The organism is Pseudomonas sp. TZ252 (genome assembly GCF_056110345.1).
Map to the genome: position 1 here is coordinate 376,121 of NZ_CM148566.1, position 23,989 is coordinate 400,109.

24 protein-coding genes are annotated in these 23,989 nt (G+C 67.6%); 3 read left to right on the forward strand and 21 right to left on the reverse strand.

Annotated features, from left to right (window positions below):
• Window positions 1-66 precede the first annotated feature (66 nt).
• The 3 genes from ACYAF3_RS01760 to ACYAF3_RS01770 form a co-directional block, all read right to left on the reverse strand.
• On the reverse strand, window positions 67-2,361 hold the full coding sequence (locus tag ACYAF3_RS01760; protein WP_003082116.1) for a tetratricopeptide repeat protein: 2,295 nt from the start codon (window positions 2,359-2,361) through the stop codon (window positions 67-69).
• A 36-nt stretch (window positions 2,362-2,397) separates the two neighbouring features.
• Window positions 2,398-4,308, reverse strand: a complete 1,911-nt coding sequence (locus ACYAF3_RS01765) for an ATP-binding protein (protein ID WP_025270913.1) — start codon at window positions 4,306-4,308, stop codon at window positions 2,398-2,400.
• Between the two features lie 98 nt (window positions 4,309-4,406).
• Window positions 4,407-5,321 carry a LysR family transcriptional regulator gene (locus ACYAF3_RS01770; protein WP_004348563.1) on the reverse strand — a complete coding sequence of 305 codons (915 nt, stop codon included), beginning with the start codon at window positions 5,319-5,321 and terminating at the stop codon, window positions 4,407-4,409.
• A 105-nt stretch (window positions 5,322-5,426) separates the two neighbouring features.
• Here ACYAF3_RS01770 and ACYAF3_RS01775 point away from each other — a divergent pair, with 105 nt between their 5' ends.
• Window positions 5,427-6,026 carry a short chain dehydrogenase gene (locus ACYAF3_RS01775; protein ID WP_015648327.1) on the forward strand — a complete coding sequence of 200 codons (600 nt, stop codon included), beginning with the start codon at window positions 5,427-5,429 and terminating at the stop codon, window positions 6,024-6,026.
• A gap of 10 nt (window positions 6,027-6,036) precedes the next feature.
• On the opposite strand, the gene ACYAF3_RS01780 is transcribed toward ACYAF3_RS01775, so the two are convergent.
• Window positions 6,037-6,435, reverse strand: coding sequence for a DUF488 domain-containing protein (locus ACYAF3_RS01780; protein ID WP_003112512.1), 399 nt, complete (start codon window positions 6,433-6,435; stop codon window positions 6,037-6,039).
• 94 nt (window positions 6,436-6,529) lie between these two features.
• Here ACYAF3_RS01780 and ACYAF3_RS01785 point away from each other — a divergent pair, with 94 nt between their 5' ends.
• A complete protein-coding gene (locus ACYAF3_RS01785; protein ID WP_003082099.1) occupies window positions 6,530-7,195 on the forward strand; it encodes a COG3650 family protein in 666 nt (221 codons plus the stop codon).
• 30 nt (window positions 7,196-7,225) lie between these two features.
• Here the strand turns inward: ACYAF3_RS01785 and ACYAF3_RS01790 are convergent, their stop codons facing one another.
• From ACYAF3_RS01790 to ACYAF3_RS01840, 11 genes are all read right to left on the reverse strand, one after another.
• Window positions 7,226-7,477: a hypothetical protein gene (locus tag ACYAF3_RS01790; RefSeq protein WP_003082096.1), complete on the reverse strand. Its 252-nt coding sequence runs from the start codon at window positions 7,475-7,477 to the stop codon at window positions 7,226-7,228.
• Window positions 7,474-7,995: a GNAT family N-acetyltransferase gene (locus ACYAF3_RS01795; protein ID WP_003082093.1), complete on the reverse strand. Its 522-nt coding sequence runs from the start codon at window positions 7,993-7,995 to the stop codon at window positions 7,474-7,476. Before ACYAF3_RS01795 ends, ACYAF3_RS01790 begins: the two co-directional genes overlap by 4 nt.
• Window positions 7,996-8,005: 10 nt before the next feature.
• Window positions 8,006-9,103 (reverse strand): PLP-dependent cysteine synthase family protein, encoded by a 1,098-nt coding sequence (locus ACYAF3_RS01800; protein ID WP_003112514.1) that lies wholly within the window; start codon window positions 9,101-9,103, stop codon window positions 8,006-8,008.
• 10 nt (window positions 9,104-9,113) lie between these two features.
• Window positions 9,114-10,019 carry a DMT family transporter gene (locus tag ACYAF3_RS01805; RefSeq protein WP_003082086.1) on the reverse strand — a complete coding sequence of 302 codons (906 nt, stop codon included), beginning with the start codon at window positions 10,017-10,019 and terminating at the stop codon, window positions 9,114-9,116.
• 113 nt (window positions 10,020-10,132) lie between these two features.
• Entirely contained in the window at window positions 10,133-10,480 is a 348-nt protein-coding gene (locus ACYAF3_RS01810; RefSeq protein WP_003082083.1) for a Na+/H+ antiporter subunit G, read from the reverse strand.
• Entirely contained in the window at window positions 10,477-10,746 is a 270-nt protein-coding gene (locus ACYAF3_RS01815; RefSeq protein WP_003082079.1) for a K+/H+ antiporter subunit F, read from the reverse strand. The genes ACYAF3_RS01810 and ACYAF3_RS01815 overlap by 4 nt, the downstream gene beginning before the upstream one ends.
• Window positions 10,731-11,255, reverse strand: coding sequence for a Na+/H+ antiporter subunit E (locus tag ACYAF3_RS01820; protein WP_003112515.1), 525 nt, complete (start codon window positions 11,253-11,255; stop codon window positions 10,731-10,733). The genes ACYAF3_RS01815 and ACYAF3_RS01820 overlap by 16 nt, the downstream gene beginning before the upstream one ends.
• Complete coding sequence (locus tag ACYAF3_RS01825) at window positions 11,252-12,751, reverse strand: monovalent cation/H+ antiporter subunit D (RefSeq protein ID WP_003123177.1); 1,500 nt, start codon at window positions 12,749-12,751, stop codon at window positions 11,252-11,254. The genes ACYAF3_RS01820 and ACYAF3_RS01825 overlap by 4 nt, the downstream gene beginning before the upstream one ends.
• Window positions 12,748-13,086 carry a Na+/H+ antiporter subunit C gene (locus ACYAF3_RS01830; RefSeq protein WP_003082068.1) on the reverse strand — a complete coding sequence of 113 codons (339 nt, stop codon included), beginning with the start codon at window positions 13,084-13,086 and terminating at the stop codon, window positions 12,748-12,750. The genes ACYAF3_RS01825 and ACYAF3_RS01830 overlap by 4 nt, the downstream gene beginning before the upstream one ends.
• Window positions 13,086-15,887, reverse strand: coding sequence for a monovalent cation/H+ antiporter subunit A (locus ACYAF3_RS01835; protein WP_003082059.1), 2,802 nt, complete (start codon window positions 15,885-15,887; stop codon window positions 13,086-13,088). Before ACYAF3_RS01835 ends, ACYAF3_RS01830 begins: the two co-directional genes overlap by 1 nt.
• Window positions 15,888-16,215: 328 nt before the next feature.
• Complete coding sequence (locus ACYAF3_RS01840) at window positions 16,216-16,680, reverse strand: outer membrane lipoprotein (protein ID WP_003082056.1); 465 nt, start codon at window positions 16,678-16,680, stop codon at window positions 16,216-16,218.
• A 187-nt stretch (window positions 16,681-16,867) separates the two neighbouring features.
• On the opposite strand from ACYAF3_RS01840, the gene ACYAF3_RS01845 reads away from it, so the two are divergent.
• Complete coding sequence (locus tag ACYAF3_RS01845) at window positions 16,868-17,110, forward strand: hypothetical protein (protein WP_003082053.1); 243 nt, start codon at window positions 16,868-16,870, stop codon at window positions 17,108-17,110.
• On the opposite strand, the gene ACYAF3_RS01850 is transcribed toward ACYAF3_RS01845, so the two are convergent.
• The 6 genes from ACYAF3_RS01850 to ACYAF3_RS01875 form a co-directional block, all read right to left on the reverse strand.
• Window positions 17,089-18,234, reverse strand: coding sequence for a glycerate kinase (locus ACYAF3_RS01850; protein ID WP_003082051.1), 1,146 nt, complete (start codon window positions 18,232-18,234; stop codon window positions 17,089-17,091). The genes ACYAF3_RS01845 and ACYAF3_RS01850 overlap by 22 nt on opposite strands.
• A gap of 41 nt (window positions 18,235-18,275) precedes the next feature.
• Entirely contained in the window at window positions 18,276-19,634 is a 1,359-nt protein-coding gene (locus ACYAF3_RS01855) for a GntP family permease (protein WP_003086363.1), read from the reverse strand.
• A 158-nt stretch (window positions 19,635-19,792) separates the two neighbouring features.
• The gene (locus ACYAF3_RS01860) at window positions 19,793-20,905 is read right to left on the reverse strand and encodes a CdaR family transcriptional regulator (protein ID WP_003112517.1); all 1,113 of its coding nucleotides are present in this window, start codon (window positions 20,903-20,905) and stop codon (window positions 19,793-19,795) included.
• 7 nt (window positions 20,906-20,912) lie between these two features.
• The gene (gene pdxH, locus ACYAF3_RS01865) at window positions 20,913-21,560 is read right to left on the reverse strand and encodes a pyridoxamine 5'-phosphate oxidase (protein WP_003112518.1); all 648 of its coding nucleotides are present in this window, start codon (window positions 21,558-21,560) and stop codon (window positions 20,913-20,915) included.
• Window positions 21,561-21,658: 98 nt separating this feature from the next.
• A complete protein-coding gene (locus ACYAF3_RS01870; RefSeq protein ID WP_003082037.1) occupies window positions 21,659-22,540 on the reverse strand; it encodes an OmpA family protein in 882 nt (293 codons plus the stop codon).
• Between the two features lie 205 nt (window positions 22,541-22,745).
• The gene (locus ACYAF3_RS01875; RefSeq protein WP_003112520.1) at window positions 22,746-23,891 is read right to left on the reverse strand and encodes an EstA family serine hydrolase; all 1,146 of its coding nucleotides are present in this window, start codon (window positions 23,889-23,891) and stop codon (window positions 22,746-22,748) included.
• Window positions 23,892-23,989 lie beyond the last annotated feature (98 nt).

The window sequence follows — 23,989 nt, forward strand, 5'->3', positions numbered from 1 at the left end:
GCCGGAGACTTCAGCGCATAAAAAAACGGCCCTCACGGGCCGTTTTTTTATGCCGAGGCGTACCGGCTACAGGCCGTAGCGCTCGATAGCGTCCAGGTGCGGCTGGGTGTCGACCTCCGCCGCTTCCGCCAGGCGCAGCCAGCACATGCGGTGCGGCCATTGCCCGGTGGCCTCCTGCAACGCCTGGTGCAGGTCGCGCGGCGCCTGCTGCGCGGGTGTCGCGACGGTGAAGTAGATCGCCCGCAGTTCCTCGCCGCTGCTGGCATCGGTGACCTGGTAGTCGCGGTTGCTGTGCACCCAGACCTTCCAGCCGCGCGCGTCGAGCGTTTCGCGGAAGGCGTCGAAGGCCTCGTCGCCCGGATAGACGCCGTCCACCAGCCAGCTCGGCGAGTAACCACCGCTCTCGAGGACGTGCACCACCGCATAGGTGGGAACGAAACGCTTGCGCTCCTCCTCGTCTTCCGGAGCCGGATAGATCAGGCCGGCGTCGAACACCACCCAGTCACCGACCCGCTGGCTGCGATTGCCCGGCGCGTTCTCGAGGACCCGCGCGGTCACCGGGCCGGTGCGCCGGGCGTAGTAGTCGAGCGCTTCGCCATCCTCGATGTAACGGACGATCACCCAGCCCCAGTCTTCCTCGATCGGTCCGTCGCCGGCGGCGAACTCCATGCCCATGCCGGCAGCGACCTCGCGCAGCATCGTCCAGTCGCGCGCGGCGCTGGCGGCGGTCATCTGGTCCCACTGCACCGACTGCGGCTCCTCCAGCTTGCCGGCCAGACGCTGGTAGGCCAGCGCCGCCTCGGCGAAGCGATCCTGCTCCATCAGCGCCTTACCCAGCAGGCTGTGGGCTCCCAGCGAGCCGGGAGAAATTTCCAGCACCGATTGGCAGGCGCGCTCCAGCTCCGGCCAGTCGTTGAGTTTCTCGGCCAGCTTGACTTCGCTCCACAGCGCGATCAGCGGCACGCTGTCGGCGTAGAGCCGGCCGAGGCGCTTGACCTGGTCGTACTCGCCGCGGGCCAGCAAGGCATTGAGCAGGTAGTAGGCCAGTTGCTGCTCCTCGTCGGTGTGGCGCTCGACGTACTCCCAGAGCAGGTCGATGGCCTCGTCGTCGGCGGAGCAGGCCTGTAGCGCCGAGGCGGCCACTTCGCGCAAGGCGGTGTCGTCGGGCCGCTCGGCCAGCGCCTGGAGCAGCCACTGCACTTCTTTCTCCGGGTTGCGCGGCGCGTCTTCGCTGCCCTGAGCAGCCAGCCAGTCGAGCAACTCCGCAGCCGGCACCGGCAGCTCCTGCTGCTGCGGCGCGGCATCGATCTCCTCCCTCAACCCGGCGAGCAACTGGCTGGCGCCCCGATCGCGCTGCAACTGTTGAGCATGCTGTTCGGCCAGCGCCAGGTGGCGCCTGGCGCTCCATACCGAACCGCGTTGCAACGCGAGGCGGATGGCCTGGCTGGCAACATCGATGACCACCCGGTGCGCGCCCTTCTGCGAGTAGTGTTCGAGCATCTGCTGCAGGCGCCCGCCGAAGTCCCAGGTGTTGCGCTCAGGGGTCCGTTGCAGCAGCAGGTAGACGGCGCGCAGCCAGATCGTACGGTAGCGCGGGGCAATCTCGGAGAACGGCAGCAGCGCCTCCAGGGCCTCCTCGTCGCGCCCCAGCAACGCCAGGCCGTGGGCCTTGTACAGACGCCGTGGCTGGCTGATGTTGTTCCACTCCGCGCCCTCGACCTTCTCCTCCATCTCGCCGATCAGGGCCAGCGCCTGTTCCGCGCGCCCCAGGTTCAGCAGGATCGCCACACGCATCTCCAGGAGGCTGTCGAATACCTCCTCGCCGGCGGCGAGGATCTTCTTCTCCTGTTCGGCCAGGAAGGCCAGGGCATCTTCGCCGCGCCCGTCGTCGAGCAGCGCCTCGGCCTTCTCGTTGCTCAGACAGTGGAAGCAGGCCCAGGTCGGGTCGATCCGCGCCAGGGTCTCGTCGCACACCTCGATGCGTTCCTCCACCCAGCCCGGGCCGTCGACGTTGGCGTAGCACGACGCCAGGTCCTGGGTCACGCAGACCGACTGCGGGCAGGCCTGGGTGTCGTCGCGGTTGGCCAGTTCGAACAGGGAAACGGCGTCGGCCAGGGCGGTCTCACCCTCCAGTTGGTTGCCGACCCGGTTACGCATTTCCCAGTGGCGGACGAAGATTTCCAGCCACGGGTTGTTCAACGTCCGGCTCAGCGCCTTGACCTCCGGCAACAGCGCCTCGGCGCGCTCCACCTCGAGGTCGCAGACGTACGCGGTGAGTTCGTCGATCAGCCGCGCACTCTGCTCCTGGCCGGCCTCACGCAGGTCGGCGCGGAGCTTCTCCACCCAGTTCCAGATATCCATATGCTTCAGTCTCCATCAGGCGTGTTGCGAATTTTCTTATTGCCCCAGCAGGCGCTTCACCGAATCGGCGAGTCCGGCCAGGGCCTGGTTCAGCGAGGTCGCGGGCTGGCCGCGTCCCTGTCCGGCGATGATCACTTTGAACGAGCGCAGCAGCAACGCCGCATGGGCCGCTTCGTCGCGTTCCTCGCCGACGGCCGCGAGCAGCGCCTGCACCGCCGGATTGTCGAGGTTGACGTAGAGCCGGCTCGGCTGGCGATTGTCGAGCTTGCGGGTGAACTGCCGAGCCAGGCGCAACGCCGCGGTGGAAATACGCTTGTCGGCCTCGTCGTCCTCCAGTCGCCGCTTGAGTTCGGCGTCGCGGTCGGGCACCACCACAAGCGGCAATTCCTCGGGGCTGAAGCGGGCGATCACCAGTTGCTCCTCGGCGCCGCCCAGGTGTTCGGCCAGCCAGCCGGTCTCGCGCTCGGGCAGTCGGTCGAGGCGGAACAACTGGCGGTTGCCCTGCTCGGTGCCCAGCTCCACCAGGCGCATCCCCTTGGCCTGCGCCCAGCGACGGAGGAAGGGTACTACCGCATAGCGATTGCCATGGGCCACCGGTACGCCCATGGCACGGAACAGCATTTCCTCGAAGCCGCTGTCGTTGTCCAGCAGCACATGCACCGCTCCGCGCGAAAGGAGTTCGGAAGCCGGGAGGTCGCCCTGGGAGGTGGGTACGCGCAGGCTGTCCATCATCAGCGCGAACAGACGCTCGTCGCACAACGCCGCTCCCAGCAGGGCCTCGTTGTGCCGCAGCAGGACCCGCCGCCAGGCCTCCGGCTGCTGCCGCGCCACCTCGCCGAGCCCGACGATCAGCGCCTCGGCCAGCGCATGCTGGATCGCCGCGTAATGGTCGTCACGCTGCAGGTCCTCGCGGCTGGCGGTGGGCGTCAGGCGGTTCGACTCGATCACCCCGCCGACGAACCCGGCCCAGGACGGCAGCAGGTCGCGGGCGTCATCGTCGAGCAGCATGCCGCGAAGGAATACCGAGAGATTGCGGTTGTCGCTGGTGCCATAGGTGCCGCCGTCCTGGATCCACAGCAGGCCCTGCACGTCGACCCGCTCGTCCGGGCGCACCGGCAGGCAGCAGATCGGTTCGAAGTCATGTTCGAAACGCGCGGCGAACTCCAGGTCGCGGCGCTGCCGTTGCAGCGGGTGCAGCGCGGCGTCGGCGGCCAGCCGCCACGGCGGCGGCTCCGGGTTGATCGACTGGGCGTCGCCGCCGACGTGGATCGGCTCGCGCAGCAGCACGCAGTAGCGTTCGAGGATCTCGCGCAGGCGCGCGGCCTGGGTCAGCGCACTGTATTCGTCCTGCAGTTCGAGGGTGATCTCGGTACCCACCGGGCGCGCCGGCATCGGCGTCACGCTGTATTGCTCGGCGTTGCTGGAGACGTAGCAGAAGCCCAGTTCCGGCTGCTGGTAGGACGTGGTCCGCACGCTGACCCGGCGGGCCAGGACGAAAGCGGAGAGGAAGCCCAGGCCGAACATGCCGATCAGCCCGCTGTCCTCGTGGCCGGACTGGCGCAGTCCACGGGTGTAGCCGACGCCGACGGTGGCCAGGTAGGCGTGGATTTCGTGCTCGGTGAGCCCGGCGCCGGTGTCGACGATGCGCACGGTGTTGCTGGCACTGTCGCCGATCACCTCGATTCGCGACGGCCCTTGCCAGTCGGGCTGCTCCAGGCGGCGACGGAGGATCGAGTCGTGGGCGTTCTGCACCAGCTCGCGCAACGCCACGGTGGGCGTGGAATAGAGGTGCTTGCTGAGCACCGACATCACGCCGTTGAGGTCGACTCCAGCGCGACGGATCTGGGGAGTGTTCGATTGCGGAAAGCTGCTTTGCATGTCCCTATCCAAGCGTTCGATGAATGGCGTCCGCTCGCACGCGAGCGGTCCGGTGCGGGATTCTGCCACGTTCCGTCACGTTCCTTGTGCAACGACGTGCCCGCGATGAGCTTCAGGCCGCATGGAAGCGGCCCGGAGTGCAATAGAGCCGCGTCGCGGCGAAATGTTCAACCCTCCAGGCCGATCAATTGTCGCCGGCTGCGCTCGAACCAGTCGAGCAGGTAATCGGCGAGTACCTGGGTGCGCCGCGGCAGGCCGCCCTGGAACGGATGGACGAGGAACATCGGCGTGCTGCGCGTCTGGTAGTCGCGCAGCAACCAGGCCAGGCGGCCGTCGCCCAGTTCGTCGTGGACCATGTATGACGGCAGCCGGGCGATGCCGGTGCCGGCCAGCGCGGCCTTCTTCAACAGGCTGTAGTGGTTGCTGGCGAGAAAGCCGGCAACCCGTACCCGCTCCAGCCGATGGTGGCGGTGATAGAGCCACTCCTCGTGGCCGCTGTAGTGCGAGTTCAGCAGGCACTCGCGCTCGGCCAGCTCGGCCGGGCGTTGCGGCTCGCCGTGTCGCGCCAGGTAGGCGGGACTGGCGCAGGTGATTTCCTGCAGGACGAACAGCGGCCGCGCCACCAGCCGGGCGTCCTGCTCGACCCCAGAGCGGATCGCCAGGTCGAAGCCCTCGCCAACCAGGTCGCGCAGGCCGTTGTACAGGTCCAGCTCGACGCGCAGCAGCGGATGGCATTCCTGGAAGTCCTCCAGCAGTGCATCGAACAGGGTCTCGCCCAGCGAGACCGGGAGGGTCACCCGCACCCGTCCTTCCGCTCGCTCCTGCAGGCGCGCCACAGCCTGCCGCGCGCGCTCGGCCTGCACCAGCAAGGCCTGCGCCTCGGGCAGCAGCGCGGCGCCGGCGGCGGTCAGCGAAAGACGGCGGGTGGTGCGGTGCAAGAGGGTCACGCCGAGCTTCTGCTCGAGGACGCCAATGCGCTTCGACAGTTGGCCCTTGCTGCAACCGAGACGCTCGGCGGCGCGGGTGAAACTGCCCAGGTCGTGGAGTACGGCGAAGGCGGCGAGATCGTCCAGGTCCTTCACGATTGTTTCCCTATGAAAACGGCAGGTTGTCGATTGACAGGATTATCCATGGCAAAAGCGACTCTACACTGGAAACCACTCACCTTCACTCAACGAGAGGCCTGTATGAAAATCATCCTGATCGGCGCCAGCGGCACCCTTGGCAAGGGTATCGACAAAGAACTCTGCGAGCGCCACGAGATCGTCCGGGTAGGCCACAGCAGCGGCGATTTCCAGGTCGACATCAGCGACTCAGACTCCATTCGCGCCCTGTTCGAGAAAACCGGTCGCTTCGACGCGCTGGTCGCCGCGGTCGGCAAGGTGCACTTCGGCGCCCTGGAGGAAATGGGCGAGGCGCAATACCAGCTCGGCCTGCGCGACAAGCTGATGGGCCAGGTCAACCTGGTACTGCTCGGCCGCGAGTACGCCAACGACGGGGGCTCCTTCACCCTCACCAGCGGCGTGCTCGCCGAGCAGCCGATCCGCTTCGGCAGTTCGGCGAGCATGGTCAACTGCGCCGTCGAGGGCTTCGTCCGCGGCGCAGCCCTGGAGTTGCCGCGCGGCCTGCGCATCAACGCCGTCAGCCCGACCGTGGTCAGCGAGGCGCTGCCCGGCTACGCGCCCTACTTCCGTGGCTTCAAGCCGGTTCCGGCGGCGGACGCCGCGCTGGGTTACGCACGCAGCGTGGAAGGCGCGCAGACCGGCCAGGTGTACCGCATCTGGTAAGCGATATTTCTCAGGAGAGGCGGTCGGCGTAGCAGGTCGGCGAACTGCCCGGCTGCTGGCGGTCCAGCTCCTCCTCGAGGAACTCGGCCAGCACCACGGCATTGTTGTGCTGCTGGTCGTGGGCGCCGTAGAGCAGCGTCAGGGTGCCCTCGCGAGCGCTGTCGAGCAGGCCCCACCAATGTTCCGGGTGCGCCTGCAACTCGGCGCGGTAGTGTTCGCGGAAGCTGTCGAAGAGTGCCGGATCGTGGCAGAACTGCTTGCGCACCTCGTTGGAGGGCGCGACCTCCTTCAGCCAGTCGTCCATGGCCAGGGCTTCCTTGCGGATGCCGCGCGGCCACAGCCGGTCCACCAGTACGCGCCGGCCATCGGCGGGCGACGCCGGTTCGTATACACGCTTGCATTGGATCATCGATCGACTCCCTGGTTGCGATGAAGTCCGATCCGGACTTGAGCTAGGCCCGGACGCTCGGTAACGTGGGCGCATTTTCGATGGAGTCTTCCCTATGCGCCCTGCCCGTCTGCTGGTCTACAGCCTGCTCCCCTTGTTCGCCGCCTGCCAGGTGTGGAAGCCCGAATCGCCGAGCACCAGTGTAGACACCCGCTTCCAGGGCGAACTGGTGAAGATCAACGGCGCGCTGCAATTCCGCCCCTGTACCGAGAAGCGCCTGTTCAGCATCGAGGACGTGGCCAATACCGGCCTGCGCCGCGAAGCCGACAGCCTGTTCGACGACGGCGCCCAGGGCCTGTTCGTCGACCTGCGCGGCACCATGGGACCGGCCAAGGTCCGCGGTACCGACGGCAAGCTGGAGGTCAGCCGACTGTACCGCGTGCAGAACGAGGGCCCCGGCTGCGACGACCCGAACTTCAAGCTGCTGACCTTCGCCGCCAACGGCAACGAACCCTTCTGGAGCGCCAGGGTGAACAACCAGGGCCTGCGCCTGGACCGCCCGGAACACGAGACCCTGGCCTTGCCTTACGTCGCCGAGGAACTGCCGAACGGCAGCACCAGCTATTCCAGCGAGGCGAACGGCAAGAAGGTCGAATTGTGGATCGCCCCGTCGTCCTGCACCGACAGCATGAGCGGCGCCTTCAGCAGCTACTCCGCCGAACTGCGCATCGATGGCGAGACGCTGCGCGGCTGCGCCTATCCGGGCGCACTGGGCAAGTGAAGCGAGGGGCCGCGCAGCGGCGGCCCTTCCCTACAAGAGCAGTCCGGCCTGCTCCAGGCGCCGCCGCAGCGCCGTCAGGCCGCCCTCGTACTCCCAGTAGGCGACGCGCCCGTGGGAGGCGCTGACCAGCAGGTATTTCTCGCTGATCGACTGGATCCGTTCGATGCGCAGCAGTTTCTCGACGAAGCGTTCCTCGCCGATCTGCTCGACGATTTCCCGGTTGTCCGCGTCGTAGCCGTGGACCATGAAGGCGGCGCGCACCTTGAGGCGGATGAAACTCATCGCACGGCTCTGCGCTGGAGGGAAAGATTGCGATGGCACACTGTCGAGCGCCCCGAGCCGTTCGGTCGCCGCGCCGGATCGGCGTAGGTTTCCAGCTCGACGAAGCCGGCCTTGCGCATCATTCCCGCCGACGCCAGGTTCTCTTCGTGACGATCGATATAGACGTCCTCGATGCCTTCGTCGGCCAGTTGGGCCAGCACCGCCTCCAGCAACGCGCTGCCGAGCCCCTGGCCGGCCGCCGCCGGATGCACTACCGCCTCGCAGATGTAGGCCCGCGGCGCATCGGCACGCTGCGGCTGGTAATGGGCGAAATCCTCGGTACGACGGAAGCTGGCGAACCCCAGCAGCCGATCGTCGCGCTCGGCCAGGACGGCACGTACCTCGCCGTCGGCGATGGCTCGCAGATGCGCACGCACCCCCTCCTCCGGCAAATGGTTCCAGGGATTCGGCCCGTGGCGCAGCAACAGGTCGGTCATGGCCTCGATATCGCCGGTTTCGGCAGCTCGCAAACGGTGCATATCCACTCCTTCAAAGTCCAGCCACCAGCAGCCCGTCGGGCAACGCCACGCCCCGCTCGATGCAGGCAGCCAGCGCCTCGACCAGGGGTTCCAGCGCATAGCCCTGCCTGGCCAGCCAGACCGGATCGTAATAGGTGGTCGCATAGCGTTCGCCGCCGTCGCAGAGAATCGCCACCAGCGAACCCTTCTCGCCGGCCGCGACCATTTGCCGTGCGGCCACCAGGGCGCCGATCAGGTTGGTTCCGCTGGAGCCGCCGACCCGCCGCCCCAGGCGTCGGGCCAGGTAATGCATGGCCGCCAGCGACCAGGCGTCCGGCACCTTGACCATCGCGTCGATCACTTCCGGCAGGAAGGACGCCTCGACCCGCGGCCGGCCGATGCCCTCGATCCGCGAACCGCAATCCAGGGTCAGGCCACGGTCGCCGCTGACATAGGCGTCGAAGAACACCGAACGCTCGGCGTCGGCGCAGAGTACCCGGGTGCAGTGCTGGCGATAGCGCACGTAGCGGCCGAGGGTCGCCAGGGTGCCGCCGGTACCGGGGCTGGAGATCAGCCAGGTCGGGGTCGGGTACGGCTCGTGGCGCATCTGCTGGAAGATCGATTCGGCGATGTTGTTGTTCGCCCGCCAGTCGGTGGCGCGCTCGGCATAGGTGAACTGGTCCATGAAATGGCCACCGCTCTCCCGCGCCAGGCGTTCGGACTCGGCGTAGATCTGGGTGGGGTCCTCCACCAGGTGGCTCTGGCCGCCGTAGAAGGCGATCTGGGCGATCTTTTCCTTCGAGGTGCTGGCCGGCATCACGGCGATGAAGGGCAGGCCCAGCAGGCGCGCGAAATAGGCTTCGGAAATCGCCGTGGAACCGCTCGATGCCTCGATCACCGGCGCGGCCGGCCTGAGCCAGCCGTTGCACAGCGCATAGAGGAACAGCGAGCGCGCCAGGCGATGCTTGAGGCTGCCGGTGGGGTGGCTGGACTCGTCCTTGAAGTACAGTTCGACGCCAGGCAGGCCGGGAGTCTCCAGGGGGATCAAATGGGTATCGGCGCTGCGCTGGAAATCCGCTTCGATGATGCGGATCGCCTCGCGGGCCCATTGGCGGTGGTCGACGGTCATGGAAACTCCTTCAGTTCAGGACGCCGGCCGGAGGCGGCGGCGGAGCGCTGCGCCACTGGCTGATGGCGACGCCGATGAAGACCAGGCCGGCAGCGAGCATCTGCGGGCCGTTGAGGGTTTCGCCGAGGAACAGCGCGGCGAATACCAGGGTGAAGACCGGGATCAGGTTGATGAAGCCCGAGGCCTGGCTGGCCGGCAGTCGACCGACGCCGAAGTTGTACAGGCCGTAGGCGCCCACCGTGACCACCACGCCGAGATACACCACCGCCTGGATCCCCAGCGCGCTGGGCTGGCTCGGCAGGTCGGCGCTGGCCAGCGCCAGCGGCAGGAAGAACAGCGTGCCGACGAAGGCCTGCATGGCGGTCAGGGCGAATGCCGAGTAGCGCGCCGAAAGGTGCTTCAGCAACAGGGTATAGCCGGTGGCGCAGAGCATCGCGAGAAGTTCGAAGAAGTTGCCCAGCAGCGGCTGCGGCGCGTGCAGGTCGGGCTCGCCGGCGAGGCTCAGCCAGATCGAACCGAGCACCGCCAGGCCAAAGCCGATCCAGGTCATCCGGCCGATCCGTTCGTGCAGCAGCAACCAGGCCCCCACCGCCACCAGCAACGGCAGCAGCGCGGTGATCATCCCGGCCTGGGCCGCGCTGGTGTATTGCAGGGCGAAGGATTCGCAGAGGAAGTACAGGCAGGGTTCGCAGACGGCCAGGCCGAGCAGGTACTTCCAGTCGCCCGGGCGGTAGTCGATGCGTCCGCGCCAGCGCCAGGCAACGAGGAACACCAGGCTGCCGAGGGCCATGCGACCGAAGATCACCCAGAGCGGCGGCAGTTCGCGGAAAGCGACCTTCAGCACCACGTACGAACTGCCCCACAGCGCCATCGCCAGGATCAGGCAGGCCAGGGCGAACCAGCGCGTCCGAGTCAAGGGAATCTCCACCACGGGCGCCGCCGCGGCGCCGGAAAAAGGACTCCCAGTATAGGCAGCCGGCTAGCTGCGCCGACAGGCACAGAAAGCGGGCAAAACTGTTGCGCCGGGCCTCACTGCTCCCAGGGCTTGCCGCGAGTCTTCTTCTCCAGCGGCAACTGCTGCAGCACCGCGGCCTTGGCCAGCATGTAGGCGCTGACCGGGGCGCTGATGAAGAGGAACAGGCTGATCAGCAATTCGTGCAGGCTGATGCCCGCCTGGCGGTTGGAGAAATAGATCAGCGAGGCGACGATCACCCCGCCGACCCCGAGGGTGGTGGCCTTGGTCGGCCCGTGCAGGCGCATGAAGAAGTCCGGCAGGCGGTACAGGCCGATCGCGCCGATCAGGACGAAGGCGCTGCCCAGCAGGAGGAACGCCGAGACGATGATTTCCAGCCACAGGCTCAGGGGTTCGCCAGTCATTCGATGATGTCTCCGCGCAGCATGTATTTGGCCACCGCCACCGTACCGACGAAGCCGAGCACCGCGATCAGCAGCGCCGCCTCGAAGAACAGGTCGCTGTCGCGCCAGATGCCGTACAGCACCAGCAGGGCGATGGCGTTCACGTAGAGGGTGTCCAGCGCCAGCGCCCGGTCCGGCAGGCACGGCCCCTTGACCAGGCGCGCCAGGGTCAGCAACAGGGCCAGGCCGAGCAGCGCCAGGCACAGCGGGATCACGTAAGCGAGCATGGGAAGATCTCCTTCAGCGGCGCTTCGTAGCGTTGCTTGATCTCGGCGATCAGCGCCGCCTTGTCCGGCACGTCGAGGCCGTGCACCAGCAAGGTCTTGCGGTCGTCGCTGAGGTCCGACGACACCGACCCCGGGGTCAGCGAGACGATGCTCACCAGCACGCTGATGGCGAGGTCGTTCTCCAGCTCGATCGGCACCTCGACGAAGGCCGGACGCAAGCGCTCGATCGGTCCGAGGGTCAGGCGGGCGACCTGGATGTTGGCGACGAGGATGTCCCACATCACCAGCACCAGCAGCTTCAACAGCAGCAACGGATGCCACTCCTGGCTGCGCCCGACCAGCAGGCGGTTGGTCAGCAGCGGAATGCACACGCCGAGGAAGGCGCCGAGCAGCCAGTGGCCAATGGCGAAGGAATCCACCAGCAGCAACCAGACCAGCAACAGCAGGACACTAAGCACGGGATGAGGCAGTACGCGAAGAAGCGGACGCGGCAACGAGCGGCTGATCATGCGGCACCTCCGCGGGTGATGATCTGGCGATACAGGTCGAGGTCGTGCAACTGCGCCGCGGTGGCCTGGACGTAGGCCAGCAGCGGCTTCGCGGCGAACACCAGCAACGGGCCGGCGGAGAGCAACAGGATGCAGGCGAACAAGCGGCCGTGGTCCAGTTCGGCGCTACCGAGCACGGTATGCCCGGTGCGCCAGAACAGCGTGCTGCCGGCCCGGCTCAACGCCACCAGCGCCACCAGGCCGCTGCCCAGTACCACGCTCCACAGGGCCAGCGCCTGGCTGCCGGGAGCGACCGACTGCAAAAGCATGACCTTGCCGAAGAACCCCGACAATGGCGGCAGACCGGCAACGGCGATGGCGCCGATGAAGAAAGCCCCGCCGAGCAACCGAGGATTCTGCAACGCCGGGCCCTGGACCAGGTCGCCGGCCTTGTCGCCGCGCTGGCGGGCGACCAGGTCGGCGAGCAGGAACAGGCCACCGGCGATCCAGGTACTGTGCAGCAGGTAGTACAGCGACGCCGCCAGCGCCCGCTCGCTGCCCAACGCCACGCCAGCCAGGAGGGTTCCGGCGGAGACCACCACCAGGTAGGCCAGCAGGCTTTGCAGGGTCCGCGCCGCCAAGGCACCGATCGCGCCCAGGCCGAGGGTCGCCAGGGCCAGCGGCCAGAGCCAGGCCTGCGCCAGGTTGGCCAGCTCGCCGGCGGCATCGCCGAAGACCAGCGTGTAGACCCGCAGGATCGAGTAGATGCCGACCTTGGTCATGATCGCGAACAGCGCCGCCACCGGCGCGCTGGCCGCGGCATAGGCGCGCGGCAGCCAGAAGTACAGCGGCAACAGCGCCGCCTTCAGGGCGAACACCACCAGCAGCAGGAGCCCGGCTGCCGCCAGCAGCGGCGCGCGCTCGGCATCTGCCATGGCGATCTTCTGCGCCATGTCGGCCATGTTCAGGGTGCCGGTGAGGCCATACAGGGTACCCACGGCGATCAGGAAGAACGCCGAGCCGACCAGGTTTAGGATCACGTAGTGCAAGCCCGAGCGCACCCGCTCCGCGCCGCCGCCATGCAGGAGCAACGCGTAGGAGGCGATCAGGAGTATCTCGAAGAACACGAACAGGTTGAACAGGTCGCCGGTCAGGAAGGCGCCGTTGATACCGAGCAGCTGGAACTGGAACAACGCGTGGAAATGCTTGCCCAGGCGGTCGTCGCCACGCAACGCGTAGATCAGCGCGGCGCTGCCGAGCACCGCGGTGGCCAGCAGCATCAGGGCGGCGAGACGATCGAGCATGAGCACGATGCCGAACGGCGCGGCCCAGTTGCCCAGGGCATAGACGCTCAGGTCGCCGCTGGCGGCCGTACGTATCAGCAGCAGGCTCAGGGGGATCAGTGCCAGCGCCGCGAGCAACGACAGGCCGCGCTGCCAGCGCTCGGCCAGCGGCAACAGCAGCAGGCTGCCGGCAAACAGGGGGAGCAGGATCGGCAGGATCAGCCAATGGCTCATGGGCGCGGCTCCTCCTCGTCCGGGCGTCCATCTACGTGGTCGCTGCCGAGGTCACCGAGGCCACGCAGGGCCAGGACCACGACAAAGGCGGTCATGGCGAAGCCGATGACGATGGCGGTCAGCACCAGCGCCTGGGGCAACGGATCACCATACTCCCCGGGAGTGCCGATCACCGCGACGCTGCCGCCGAGCCGGCCCATGGCGAACAGGAACAGGTTGACCGCGTAGGAGATCAGCGTGAGACCGAGCACCACCGGGAAAGTCCTCGCCCGCAGCAGCAGGTAGACGCCGCTGGCGGTGAGCAGGCCGAGGGTGATGGCGAACAGGGCTTCCATCAGAGCGCCTCCTCTTGTGCGACGGGTTCAGGCATCAGGCTGAGCTTGCCGAGGTAGGACAGGATCAGCAGCGCGGCACCGACCACGGTGAGGTACACGCCGAGGTCGAACAGCATCGCCGTGGCCAGCTCGATCTCGCCGATCAGCGGCAACTCGAAGTGGCCGAACGCGGAAGTCAGGAACGGATAGCCGAACAGCCAGCTGCCGAGCCCGGTGAGCCCGGCGATCAGCACTCCGGCGCCAGCCATGGCCGCATAGTTCAGCGGCAGGCGCTGCTCGACCCACTGCGAGCCGCTGGCGATGTACTGCAGCACCAGGGCGATGGCAGTCACCAGGCCGGCGATGAAACCTCCGCCCGGCAGGTTGTGGCCGCGCAGGAAGATGAACACCGAGATCAGCAACGCCAGCGGCAGCAGCACCCGCGACAGGGTTTCCAGGATCAGCGGGTGCTTGGCGTGGGCCCAGTTGCGACCCTGCGGGTCGCAGGTCGGCTTGTGCAGGGCGAAACCGGCGAGCATCGCGTAGATACCGACGCCGGCAATCGCCAGCACGCTGATCTCGCCGAGGGTATCGAAACCACGGAAGTCCACCAGGATGACGTTGACCACGTTGTAGCCGCCGCCCCCGGAGACGCTGTTCTCGACGAAGAATCCGGCGATGCTCTCGTAGGGCCGGGTCAGCACCGCGTAGGCCAGCAGCGCCACCAGCATGCCGACCCCGCCGGCCAGCGCCACGTCGCGCAAGCCGCGCAGGCTGGAGGACTCCGCCGGAGTGCGCGAGGGCAGGAAATACAGCGCCAGCATCAGCAGGACCATGGTCACCACTTCCACCGACAACTGGGTCAGCGCCAGGTCCGGGGCCGAGAAGCGAGCGAAGGCCAGGGCTACCAGCAGGCCGGCGACGCTGAGGATCAATAGCGCGACCAGGCGCATGCGATGGAACAGCGCCGTGGCCAGGCCGCTGAAGGCCAGCACCAGCATGCCCAGGGCGGTGATACCGTCCAGCGGGGTCAGCCCGCGCGAGCCGGTCAGCCTCGCCAGCGGTGCCAGCTCGACCGCCACCACGACCAGCGCCGCGCCCAGCAGCCAGGCCAGGTAGCGCTGCAGCGACCCGTTCTCCAGCCAGGCGGTCAGGCGCGCGGCCAGGGCCACCACACGTTGCACCTGCTGCTCGAAGACCAGCTTGGCGTCCACCTCCGGTAACCCGGCGTACCAGTTGAACAGCGGCTTGCGCAGGACATAGACCAGCACACCGCCAACCAGCGCCACCACGCTCATCAGCAATGGCAGGTTGAAACCGTGCCAGATCGCCAGGCTGTATTCCGGCAGTTGCCCGCCAAGGCTGGCACTGGCGGCGGCGGCCAGCAGCGGCGCCACGGTGTAGGCCGGCAGCATGCCGACCAACAGGCAGAGGAACACCAGGATCTCCACCGGTACCTTCATGTAGCGCGGCGGCTCGTGGGGCGGGAACTTCGGCAACCGGGCCGGCTCGCCGTTGAAGAACACGTCGTGGATGAAACGCAGCGAATAGGCCACCGAGAACACGCCGGCCAGGGTCGCCACCGCCGGCACCAGCCAGTTGAAGCTGCCCAGCAGGTTCTGGCTGAGGGTTTCGCCGAAGAACATCTCCTTGCTGAGGAAGCCGTTCAGCAGCGGCACCCCGGCCATCGCCAGGGAGGCGACGATGGCCAGCACCGCGGTATGCGGCAGGTACTTCCACATCCCGTTGATCAGGCGCATGTCGCGGCTGCCGGTCTCGTGGTCGATGATCCCGGCGGCCATGAACAGCGAGGCCTTGAAGGTCGCGTGGTTGATGATGTGGAACACCGCGGCGACGTTCGACAGCGGGGAGTCGAGGCCGAACAGCAGGGTGATCAGGCCCAGGTGGCTGATCGTCGAGTAGGCCAGCAGCCCCTTCAGGTCATGCTGGAACAGTGCCATGCCGGCCCCCAGCAACAGCGTCACCAGGCCGCTCAGGCTGACCAGGTAGAAGAACCACTCGGTGCCGGCCAGCGCCGGATACAGCCGGGCCAGCAGGAATACGCCGGCCTTGACCATGGTCGCCGAGTGCAGGTACGCGGAAACCGGGGTCGGCGCCGCCATCGCGTGGGGCAGCCAGAAATGGAAGGGAAACTGCGCCGACTTGGTGAACACGCCGAGCAGGATCAGTATCAGCACCAGCGGATACAGAGCGTGGGCGCGGATCAGCTCGCCAGCCGCGAGGACCTCGGTGAGTTCGAAGCTGCCGGCGATGTGGCCGAGCAGCAGCACCCCGGCCAGCAGCGCCAGGCCGCCCCCTCCGGTAACGGTCAGGGCCATCCTCGCACCCTTGCGGGCGTCGGAACGGCTGCCCCAGAAGCCGATGAGCAGGAACGAGGACAGGCTGGTCAGCTCCCAGAAGAGCATCATCAGCAAGAGATTTTCCGCGAGCACCACGCCGAGCATGGAGCCCATGAACAGCAGCAGGAAAGCGAAGAAACGCCCCATCGGCTCCTGTTCGGAGAGGTAGTAGCGGGCGTAGAGGATCACCAGCAGGCCGATGCCGAGGATCAGCAGGGCGAAGAGGAAACCGAGGCCGTCCAGGCGCAGGCTGAGGTTGATGCCGATTTCCGGCAGCCAGGAATAGCTGGCGGTCAGGGTCTGCCCGGCGAACACCGTGCCGCGCTGTCCGAGCAACAGGATCAGGCCGATCAGCGGCGCCACGCCGGCGGACGCCGCGCACAAGGTGCGGCCGCCACGCTCGGCAAGCAGGGGCAACAACGCCCCCATGAACGGCAGCGCGATGATCAGCGCCAGAATCATGGGCTACTCCTCTTCGATGGCGGAGCCCCCGGCATGCCTGGCCGGCGGTGCTTCCCCGCGGTTGTCGGTGCGCGGCCGGATCGCCAGCAGCTCGAAGCCCCATCGGCCACCGGCAGGCGCGGCGCGACGGAACTACGATTATCGCAATCTATCGAACGAACGTCATGGATTGAATTATTACAAAATTCAGGCGTTCCGACTGCCGGAAAGCCGAAAAAAACTCTGCAGCGGCAACGACTTGAAGCTTAGCAAGACAACGCCGGCAGTGGTTCGGCGCTACAACGAAAACGGCCGGCGAAATGCCGGCCGCGGGATAACGTGGGAAGAATCAGTGGGCGACGCGGCTGGTGCCGTTGACGGTCAGGATGCGCACGCGCTCGCCGACGCGGAAGATCTGGCCCTGGTCGACCTGCTGGACATAGGCGCGGGTGCTGCCGTCGTCTTCGCGCACGGTGATCTCGACGCCCTGGGTGCGCGTCAGGCCTTCTTCGGTAGCCGCGCCCAGCAGGCCGCCAGCGACCGCGCCGATGATGGCCGCGACGTAGCTGCCCTTGCCGCCGCCCACCGCGCTGCCGGCGACACCGCCGACGCCGGCACCGGCGATGGAACCGATCGGGGTCTTGGTGCCTTCGATCTTGACCGGGCGCAAGGCCTGGATGGTGCCCATGCGTACAGTCTGCACGGTACGGGCTTCCTCACGGCTGTAGGTATCGCCGGTGAGGCTGGATTGGCAGCCGCCAAGAGCCAGGGCCATGGCGGTGAAGGAAGCAACGATCAAGGCAGACTTGCGCATAACGGCATCTCCGAAAGGGATAACTGACGAATATTAGACTCTCCCGCAGCCGCTCCTGTCACCTGGCCGGCGCGAGATAATCGAATCGATTCAGCAATGGTACAGGTTCGTTCAGTTTCGACCGAACCCTCCCGCTTTCATCGGCGGGACCGATCGGCTAGGGTGAGCGCCCGCAGAAGGAACAGCCATGGACTATTTCATCATCGTCGTCACCACCGCCGCCGGCCTGTATTTCCACTGGTGGATCTACTGGCGCATCCGCCGCTGGATGGACCGCGACCTGGCGCTGTCATTCGCCGGCGACGACCCGCAAAAGCGTGACTATCTGTTACAGCGACTGGCCGAGGCCAAGGCCAGCAAGGTGAAGCGGCGCGACCTGCCGGCCTGGCTGGAGCGCGCCGCCGCCGACTACCCTTCCCGCGAAGCCTGAGCCAGGCGCCAGAGCCGGGCGATCTGCTCGGCGCGCGCCTCCAGTTCCGCCGCCGCTCCGGCACAGGCCTGCTCCAGGCTGATCGGTCCCGGCGCCAGGCTGAACGCCGCATCGATGCCGGCGTCGTGCAGGCGCTGGTAGCCGTCGCCCAGGCTGCCGGCCAGGGCTACCACGGGAACGCCGGCCTGGCGCGCGATCCGCGCCACGCCCACCGGGGTCTTGCCGTGCAGGCTCTGCGCATCCAGACGGCCCTCGCCGGTCAGCACCAGGTCGGCACCGACCAGCGCATCGGCCAGCCCGGCCAGCTCCGCCACCAGTTCGATGCCTGGGCGGAAACGCGCGCGGAGGAATGCCCTCGCGGCGAAACCCAGGCCGCCGGCGGCGCCGACGCCCGGCACCCGGCTGAAGTCCTCGCCAAGGGTCGCCGCGACCACCTTGGCGAAGTGCGCCAGGGCGGCATCCAGTTGCGCCACCTGTTCGGCGCTGGCGCCCTTCTGCGGACCGAACACCGCCGACGCGCCGCGCGGCCCGCATAGCGGGTTGTCGACGTCTGCGGCGACTTCCACCGCGACATCCACCAGGCGCGGATCCAGCCCGCCCAGGTCGAGACTGTGCAGGCCAGCCAGCGCGGCGCCGCCGGGCGCCAGTTCCTCGCCGTCGGCAGCCAGGAAACGCACGCCGAGCGCGCCCAGCAGGCCGGCGCCGGCATCGTTGGTAGCGCTGCCGCCGAGGCCGAGGATAATCTTCCGCGCCCCGGCGTCCAGCGCCGCACGGATCAGCTCGCCAGTGCCACGGCTGCTGCTGCGCGTGGCGTCGCGGCGGTCGCGCGGGACCAGGTGCAAGCCGCTGGCGGAAGCCATTTCGATCACTGCGGTGGCGTCGTCCAGCCAGCCCCAGTGCGCCAGGGTCGGCTCACCGAGCGGGCCTTCGACCCGGCATTCGCGACGTTCGCCGGCGGTGGCGGCGAGTACCGCATCGACCGTGCCTTCGCCGCCGTCCGCCAGTGGCCGCAGCAACACCTCGGCCTGCGGGAAGACTCGCCGCCAGCCGCGGGCGATAGCCTCGGCGACGTCGGGCGCGGACAGGCTTTCCTTGAACGAATCAGGAGCAATCACGATTTTCATCAGTCACCTCGCAGGGCCGGGAGTCCCCGGCCCCGCTTCAATCAGAGCAGCACAAGGCTGAGCAGCCATACCGCGAGCATACCGGCGATACCCTGGACCAGGGTCGCCAGGGTCTGGGCGCGATAGGCAGTGGATACGGTCATGCGGCTGAACTGTGTGACCACCCAGAAGAAGCTGTCATTGGCGTGGGACACCGTCATCGCTCCGGCACCGATCGCCATGACCGTCAGCACCCGGCCCATCTCGCTGTCCAGGCCGAGCTGCGGCAGCAGCGGAGCGACCAGCGCCGAGGTGGTGACCAGCGCCACGGTGGTCGAGCCCTGTGCGGTCTTCAGCGCGGCCGCCACCACGAACGGCATGAACAGGCCGATGCCCAACGCTGACAGGGTGCTGCCCAGGTAGTCGCCGAGCGGAGTGATCTTCAGCATCGCACCGAAGGCGCCGCCGGCGCCGGTGATCAGCAGGATCGGCGCGGCCGACTGGATGCCTTCCACCACGCGCTCATGGAATTCCTCGCGCTTGCTCTGGCCCTTGAGCAGGGTGCAGGCCAGCGCCAGGCCGACCAGCAGGGCGATCACCGGTTGACCGAGGAAGTTCAGGCAGGCGAACAGTACGCCCTCGCCCAGCGGCTTGCTCGGGAATACCGCGACCGAGCCAAGGCAGATCAACAGGATCGGTACGAAGATCGGCGCGAACGCCTGGGTGGCGCTGGGCAGCTTGCCGTAGCGGGCACGCAGCTCGCTGAAGTCCTCTTCGGTCTGGACGACCTGGCCGTCGTCGACCAGGGGAATGTCCTTGCCGACGAAGCGATTGGCCCACCACATGCCGGCCATCGCGGTGACGAAGGCGACCACCAGGCCGACCACGATCACCAGGCCAAGGCTGGCGTCCAGGCCGAGGTTGCCGGCCGCGGCGATCGGTCCCGGGGTCGGCGGCACGAAGGTGTGGGTGGCGTAGAGACCGGTGGCCAGGGCCACGCTCATGGCGATGGTGGATATCTTCATCCGCGCCGCCAGGGCGTTCTTCAGCGAGTTGAGGATGACGAAGCCGGAATCGCAGAACACCGGGATCGACACCAGGTAGCCGATGATCGACATGGTCAGGGTCGGGAAGCGTTCGCCGAGCAGGCGGATCACGCTTTCCGCCATGGTGATCGCCGCACCGCTGCGCTCGAGGATCACCCCGATGATGGTGCCGAGCACGATGACGATGCCGATGTAGCCGAGGATGCTGCCGAAGCCGCCGGTAACGGTCTTGACGATTTCCGCCGTGGGTACCTGGTAGGCGAAGCCGGCGATCAGCGCGGCCGCCAGCAGGGCGAGGAACGGGTGCAGCTTGAGTCGCGTGGTGGACAGGACGATAAAGGCGATCAACGCCAGCAGGATCAGGACCAGGGTCATGAGCCGCCTCCTTGTTGTTATGGGTGTGGGATGGGCGCCCAGGGGCGGGTCATTTTCGCTCCGTCGGGACCGGACACGCCTTGTGCAACGGCCAGAGGAAGACGGCGCTGGAAGGGGAACATTTTGTGCGACTGCACAGTGAATCGATTGATCGCCCGTTACCCGCGGCGCGGAACGAGCAATTGCAGCCCCAGCAACAATTGCTGGCGGTGCTCCAGGCGAGCGAGATCGAGCCCGCTGATCGAAGCGATGCGCTCCAGTCGGTAGCGCAGGCTGTTGCGATGGATCCCCAGCGCCTGGGCACAGGCCTGGGCGTGCCCGTCATGGGCGCACCAGGACTCCAGGGTAGCGGCCAGCGAACCTTGCGGATCGTGGTCGAGCAACCGCTGCAAGGGCGCCAGCAGCTGCCGCACCTGCCAACTGTCGCGCTGGCTGAACAGCAGGCTGGCGAGGCGGTGTCCGTCCAGGGTCACGACCCGCCGACCGGGCAACCGGCTGCGCGCATAGTCCAGCAGGTCGCGCGCGGCGCAGGCCGAGGCGCGCAGCTCGGCCAGGTCATGCGCCGGGTCGCCGGCACACAGGCGCGCCACGCCCCAGCCGCGCGCGTCGGCGCGCTCCAGCCAGTGCTCGAGCGTATCTGCGTGGGCTACCGGCCGGCACCAGAACACCAGGCGCTCGCCCAGCGCCGCGCTCCAGTGCTCCGCCCGGCCGCCGAGTGCCGCCAGCAGGCGAGCCTGGCAAGGCAGCGGATCGGCATGCTCGGGCAGCTCCAGGAAGACCGCCTGGCGCGGCCAGTGCATGGCCAGCCCCAGGTGTTCGGCATCGGCCGCCAGCGCCCCGAGGCCGTGGCCGGGATCGAGCAACTGGCGCAGCCAGGCTTCGTGACGCTGGCGTTGCCAGTGTCGCTCGTCCTGCATCTGGCGCTGTTCCATGAGCATTTCCGCTGCCATCCGCACCAGCTCGGCATAGGGCCGGACCACCTCCGGCGCGCCGGTGATGCCGAGCACGCCGACCAGCCGCTCGGCGTGCAGCAACGGCAGGTTCACCCCTGGCCGCACCCCGCGCAGGCAGGCGGCGGCCTGCTCGTCGATTTCCACCACCCGCCGGTTGGCCAGCACCAGTTGCGCCCCTTCGTGGCGGGTATGCAGGCGCGATGGATCGCCGCTGCCGATGATCATGCCCTGGGCATCCATCACATTGATGTTGTGCGGCAGGATCGCCATCGCCCGATCGACGATGTGCTGCGCCAGCGTCGAATCCAGTTCGAACATGGAGGACTCAGGGCGCCAGGCGTTCGCGCAGCCAGCCGCCGTCCTGGCGTCGATAGTCGAGACGGTCGTGCAGGCGGCTCGGCCGCCCCTGCCAGAACTCGATGCGCTGCGGCAGGAGACGGTAGCCGCCCCAGTGCTCGGGACAGCTCGGCGGCTGGTCGGCGAAACGCCGCTCGGTGTCCGCGAGCAGCCGTTCCAGCTCGGCGCGATCGGCGATGACCCGGCTCTGCGGCGAGGCCCAGGCGCCCAGGCGACTGCCCAGCGGACGCACCTGGTAGTAGGCGTCGGATTCCTCGGGAGTGACCTTCTCGACGCTGCCTTCGATGCGCACCTGGCGCTCCAGCGCCGGCCAGAAGAAGGTCATGGCCGCCCGCGGATTGGCCGCCAGTTGCCGGCCCTTGGCGCTTTCGTAGTTGGTGAAGAAGGTGAAGCCGCGCTCGTCGAGGCCCTTGAGCAGGAGGATACGGCAATGCGGATAGCCGTCGGCGTCGACGGTGGCCAGGGTCATGGCGTTGGGTTCGACCGGCAGGCGCTCGGTCTTCACCGCGTCGTCGAACCACTGGCGGAACAGGCTGAAGGGATCGCTAGGGGCGTTGGCCTCGCTGAGGCCATCGCGGGTGTACTCGCGGCGCATATCGGCCAGGGACTGGGTCATGGCGCATCTCCAGGGGGAAATGCGCCATAGCTTAACCGCAGACTCCGCCTCGCGCTTGATCCGGGACAATGGCGCCAAGCGCCCTGCCCCGGTTCGGCTCAGTTGCCCTGGGCCAGGGACAGCAGGCTGGCGCGCTGGGTATAGAGCACTTCGACGCGACGGTTCTGGGCGCGGCCGGCGGCGCTGGCGTTGTCCGCGCGCGGCATGTCGGAACCGACCCCCTTCAGGCGCAATTGGTCGCCTTTCAGGCCGCTGAGGCGGAAGATCGCCGCCACCGACTGGGCACGCTCGAAGCTCAGCTTGTCGTTGACCGCCTTGCTGCCGGTGCTGTCGGTATGGCCGAGTACCAGGATACCGCTCTGCGGATCGGCCTGGGCCATCTTGGCGACCTTGCCCAGCGGGTTGAGGGTGATCGGCATCAGCATGGTGTGGCGCTTGGGATTGAACGAGTAGTCGGCGGGGGCGATGACGATCAATGCGTTGTCGCGGCGTTCGAGGGTGAACTCGCTACCGGCGATCGCTTCGCGCAGGGCTTTCTCATGGGCATCCAGCCACTCCTTGGTGACCTTCTGCTGGACCAGTGCCGGCTTGCCCGACGCCTTGCTCGCCGAGCTGGCGCCGAACGGCCACCACCAGGGGTTGGCGGCCTTCGGCTCGGCTGCGGCGGCGACTTCTTTCTTCGCCGCGGCGATCTCGGCCTTCTGCTCCGCAGCCTTGGCGGCTACGTCCCGACCGCCTTCGTCCTTGCCGAACGGCCACCACCAGTGGCTGGAGCCGACATGCTCGGCTTCGGCCTTCTGTTCCGTGGCCTGCTTGGCGACGGTCTGTCCGTCGTCCTTGCCGAACGGCCACCATGAATGGCTGGAAGCCTGCTCGGCCGGAGCCTTGGCTGGCTGCGAGGAAGCGTCCTGGGTCTGGAAATAGCTGCAGCCGGAGGCGGTCATGCAGAGAAGAAGCGTCGAGGTCTTAAGCAGTTTCATACGTCGGGGTCCGTTGGAAGTGAAAGAAGGCGAGCCCGATGGAACATTCGGCTCAACCGCCGGTCACATCGCAGCGATGCCGGAGTCGATCCACTGCCCCGGCAACGCCCTATCTCATACGACGCTTTAGATTGTGTCGCTAAGCCATTATTTGGCAATGAAATTTAGCGTCGAGCCGACAAGCGGTTAAAAGTTAACCAACGGATTACAGACACTCCCCCGCGACACGCGCCAGCTGCTGCGCCCGCGGATCCATCAGCACATACGGCCCCAAGGCGTTGCTGACAAAGGAAAAAGCCAGGTCGCGCTCGGGATCGGCGAAGCCGATCGAGCCACCCGCCCCAGGGTGGCCGAAGGCCTTGGGGCCGAGTCCGTAGGTCGCATTGGCCACGCCCGGTTGGTCGAGCATGGTGCCGAGGCCGAAGCGGGTCCGGGTCAGCAAGGTCCGATCCTCGCCTACCGCGTGTTCGTGGGCCAACTGGCCCAGCAGTTCATCTTCCAGCAAACGTCCCTGCAACAGGCCGCTATAGAAGCCGGCGAGCGCGCGCGCGTTGCCATGGCCATTGGCGGCCGGCTGCTGCATGCGTCGCCATTCCGGCTTGTTGGTGCTGGTGAGGATCGACGGCGGATTGGTGAAGGCACGGGTGGTCAGCGCCAATGGCTCGCTCATCATGGTCTTCAGCATGCGCTGGGCGGCAGCGTCGCCGAGGCTGCCCTTGCTCCGTGCCATGTGGGCGACGCGGCCGAACTGGCTGTCGTCCAGGCCGACATGGAAATCCAGGCCCAGCGGTGCCGCGGTGCGCGCCACGATGGCCTCGCCCGGCTCGCGGCCGTCGACCCGGCGGATCACCTCGCCGAGCAGCCAGCCATAGGTAATCGGTGCATAGCCGTGCGCTTCGCCAGGCGTCCACCAGGGCTCCTCGGCGGCCAGTGCCGTGGTCATCGCCTGCCAGTCGTAGAGTGCCTCGGGCGGCATCTGCTCGCGCAGCGCCGGCAGGCCGGCGCGATGGCAGAGCAACTGGCGCACGCTGATCGCTGCCTTGCCGGCCGCGGCGAACTCGGGCCAGTAGTGTGCCACCGGCGCGTCCAGTTCGAGCTTGCCCTCGGCCACCAGTTGCAGCACGGCAACGGCGGTGAAGGTCTTGGTGCAGGAGAACAGATTGAGGATGGTGTCGCGCTGCCAGGGCTGCTCGCCGTCCTTGTCCGCGACGCCGCCCCAGAGGTCGACCACCGTCTCGCCACCGACCTCCAGGCACAACGCCGCGCCGCGCTCCTGCGGATTGTCGAAAAGCCGGGCGAAGGCCTCGGCAAGCGGGGCGAAACGGCTGTCACAGTGGCCTTGGGGCGTCATGGGCAAGTTCCGGTGGGAAAGTGGTCGGGGCATTCTTCCAGCCCTCGGCGGCCTTGTGAACCCTGACATAAGAGGGGTTCGCCGCAAGCGGGCGGCGG

What these genes read in the sequence shown, in the direction of transcription:
- ACYAF3_RS01845 (WP_003082053.1), top strand. Translation starts at nt 16,868, where the DNA reads ATGGACTATTTCATCATCGTCGTCACCACCGCCGCCGGCCTGTATTTC.
- ACYAF3_RS01780 (WP_003112512.1), bottom strand. Translation starts at nt 6,435, where the DNA reads ATGATCCAATGCAAGCGTGTATACGAACCGGCGTCGCCCGCCGATGGC.
- ACYAF3_RS01870 (WP_003082037.1), bottom strand. Translation starts at nt 22,540, where the DNA reads ATGAAACTGCTTAAGACCTCGACGCTTCTTCTCTGCATGACCGCCTCC.
- ACYAF3_RS01855 (WP_003086363.1), bottom strand. Translation starts at nt 19,634, where the DNA reads ATGACCCTGGTCCTGATCCTGCTGGCGTTGATCGCCTTTATCGTCCTG.
- ACYAF3_RS01785 (WP_003082099.1), top strand. Translation starts at nt 6,530, where the DNA reads ATGCGCCCTGCCCGTCTGCTGGTCTACAGCCTGCTCCCCTTGTTCGCC.
- ACYAF3_RS01825 (WP_003123177.1), bottom strand. Translation starts at nt 12,751, where the DNA reads ATGAGCCATTGGCTGATCCTGCCGATCCTGCTCCCCCTGTTTGCCGGC.
- ACYAF3_RS01835 (WP_003082059.1), bottom strand. Translation starts at nt 15,887, where the DNA reads ATGATTCTGGCGCTGATCATCGCGCTGCCGTTCATGGGGGCGTTGTTG.
- ACYAF3_RS01810 (WP_003082083.1), bottom strand. Translation starts at nt 10,480, where the DNA reads ATGACTGGCGAACCCCTGAGCCTGTGGCTGGAAATCATCGTCTCGGCG.
- ACYAF3_RS01775 (WP_015648327.1), top strand. Translation starts at nt 5,427, where the DNA reads ATGAAAATCATCCTGATCGGCGCCAGCGGCACCCTTGGCAAGGGTATC.
- ACYAF3_RS01830 (WP_003082068.1), bottom strand. Translation starts at nt 13,086, where the DNA reads ATGGAAGCCCTGTTCGCCATCACCCTCGGCCTGCTCACCGCCAGCGGC.
- ACYAF3_RS01875 (WP_003112520.1), bottom strand. Translation starts at nt 23,891, where the DNA reads ATGACGCCCCAAGGCCACTGTGACAGCCGTTTCGCCCCGCTTGCCGAG.
- ACYAF3_RS01790 (WP_003082096.1), bottom strand. Translation starts at nt 7,477, where the DNA reads ATGAGTTTCATCCGCCTCAAGGTGCGCGCCGCCTTCATGGTCCACGGC.
- ACYAF3_RS01860 (WP_003112517.1), bottom strand. Translation starts at nt 20,905, where the DNA reads ATGTTCGAACTGGATTCGACGCTGGCGCAGCACATCGTCGATCGGGCG.
- ACYAF3_RS01795 (WP_003082093.1), bottom strand. Translation starts at nt 7,995, where the DNA reads ATGCACCGTTTGCGAGCTGCCGAAACCGGCGATATCGAGGCCATGACC.
- ACYAF3_RS01760 (WP_003082116.1), bottom strand. Translation starts at nt 2,361, where the DNA reads ATGGATATCTGGAACTGGGTGGAGAAGCTCCGCGCCGACCTGCGTGAG.
- ACYAF3_RS01840 (WP_003082056.1), bottom strand. Translation starts at nt 16,680, where the DNA reads ATGCGCAAGTCTGCCTTGATCGTTGCTTCCTTCACCGCCATGGCCCTG.
- pdxH (WP_003112518.1), bottom strand. Translation starts at nt 21,560, where the DNA reads ATGACCCAGTCCCTGGCCGATATGCGCCGCGAGTACACCCGCGATGGC.
- ACYAF3_RS01815 (WP_003082079.1), bottom strand. Translation starts at nt 10,746, where the DNA reads ATGCTCGCTTACGTGATCCCGCTGTGCCTGGCGCTGCTCGGCCTGGCC.
- ACYAF3_RS01850 (WP_003082051.1), bottom strand. Translation starts at nt 18,234, where the DNA reads ATGAAAATCGTGATTGCTCCTGATTCGTTCAAGGAAAGCCTGTCCGCG.
- ACYAF3_RS01800 (WP_003112514.1), bottom strand. Translation starts at nt 9,103, where the DNA reads ATGACCGTCGACCACCGCCAATGGGCCCGCGAGGCGATCCGCATCATC.
- ACYAF3_RS01820 (WP_003112515.1), bottom strand. Translation starts at nt 11,255, where the DNA reads ATGATCAGCCGCTCGTTGCCGCGTCCGCTTCTTCGCGTACTGCCTCAT.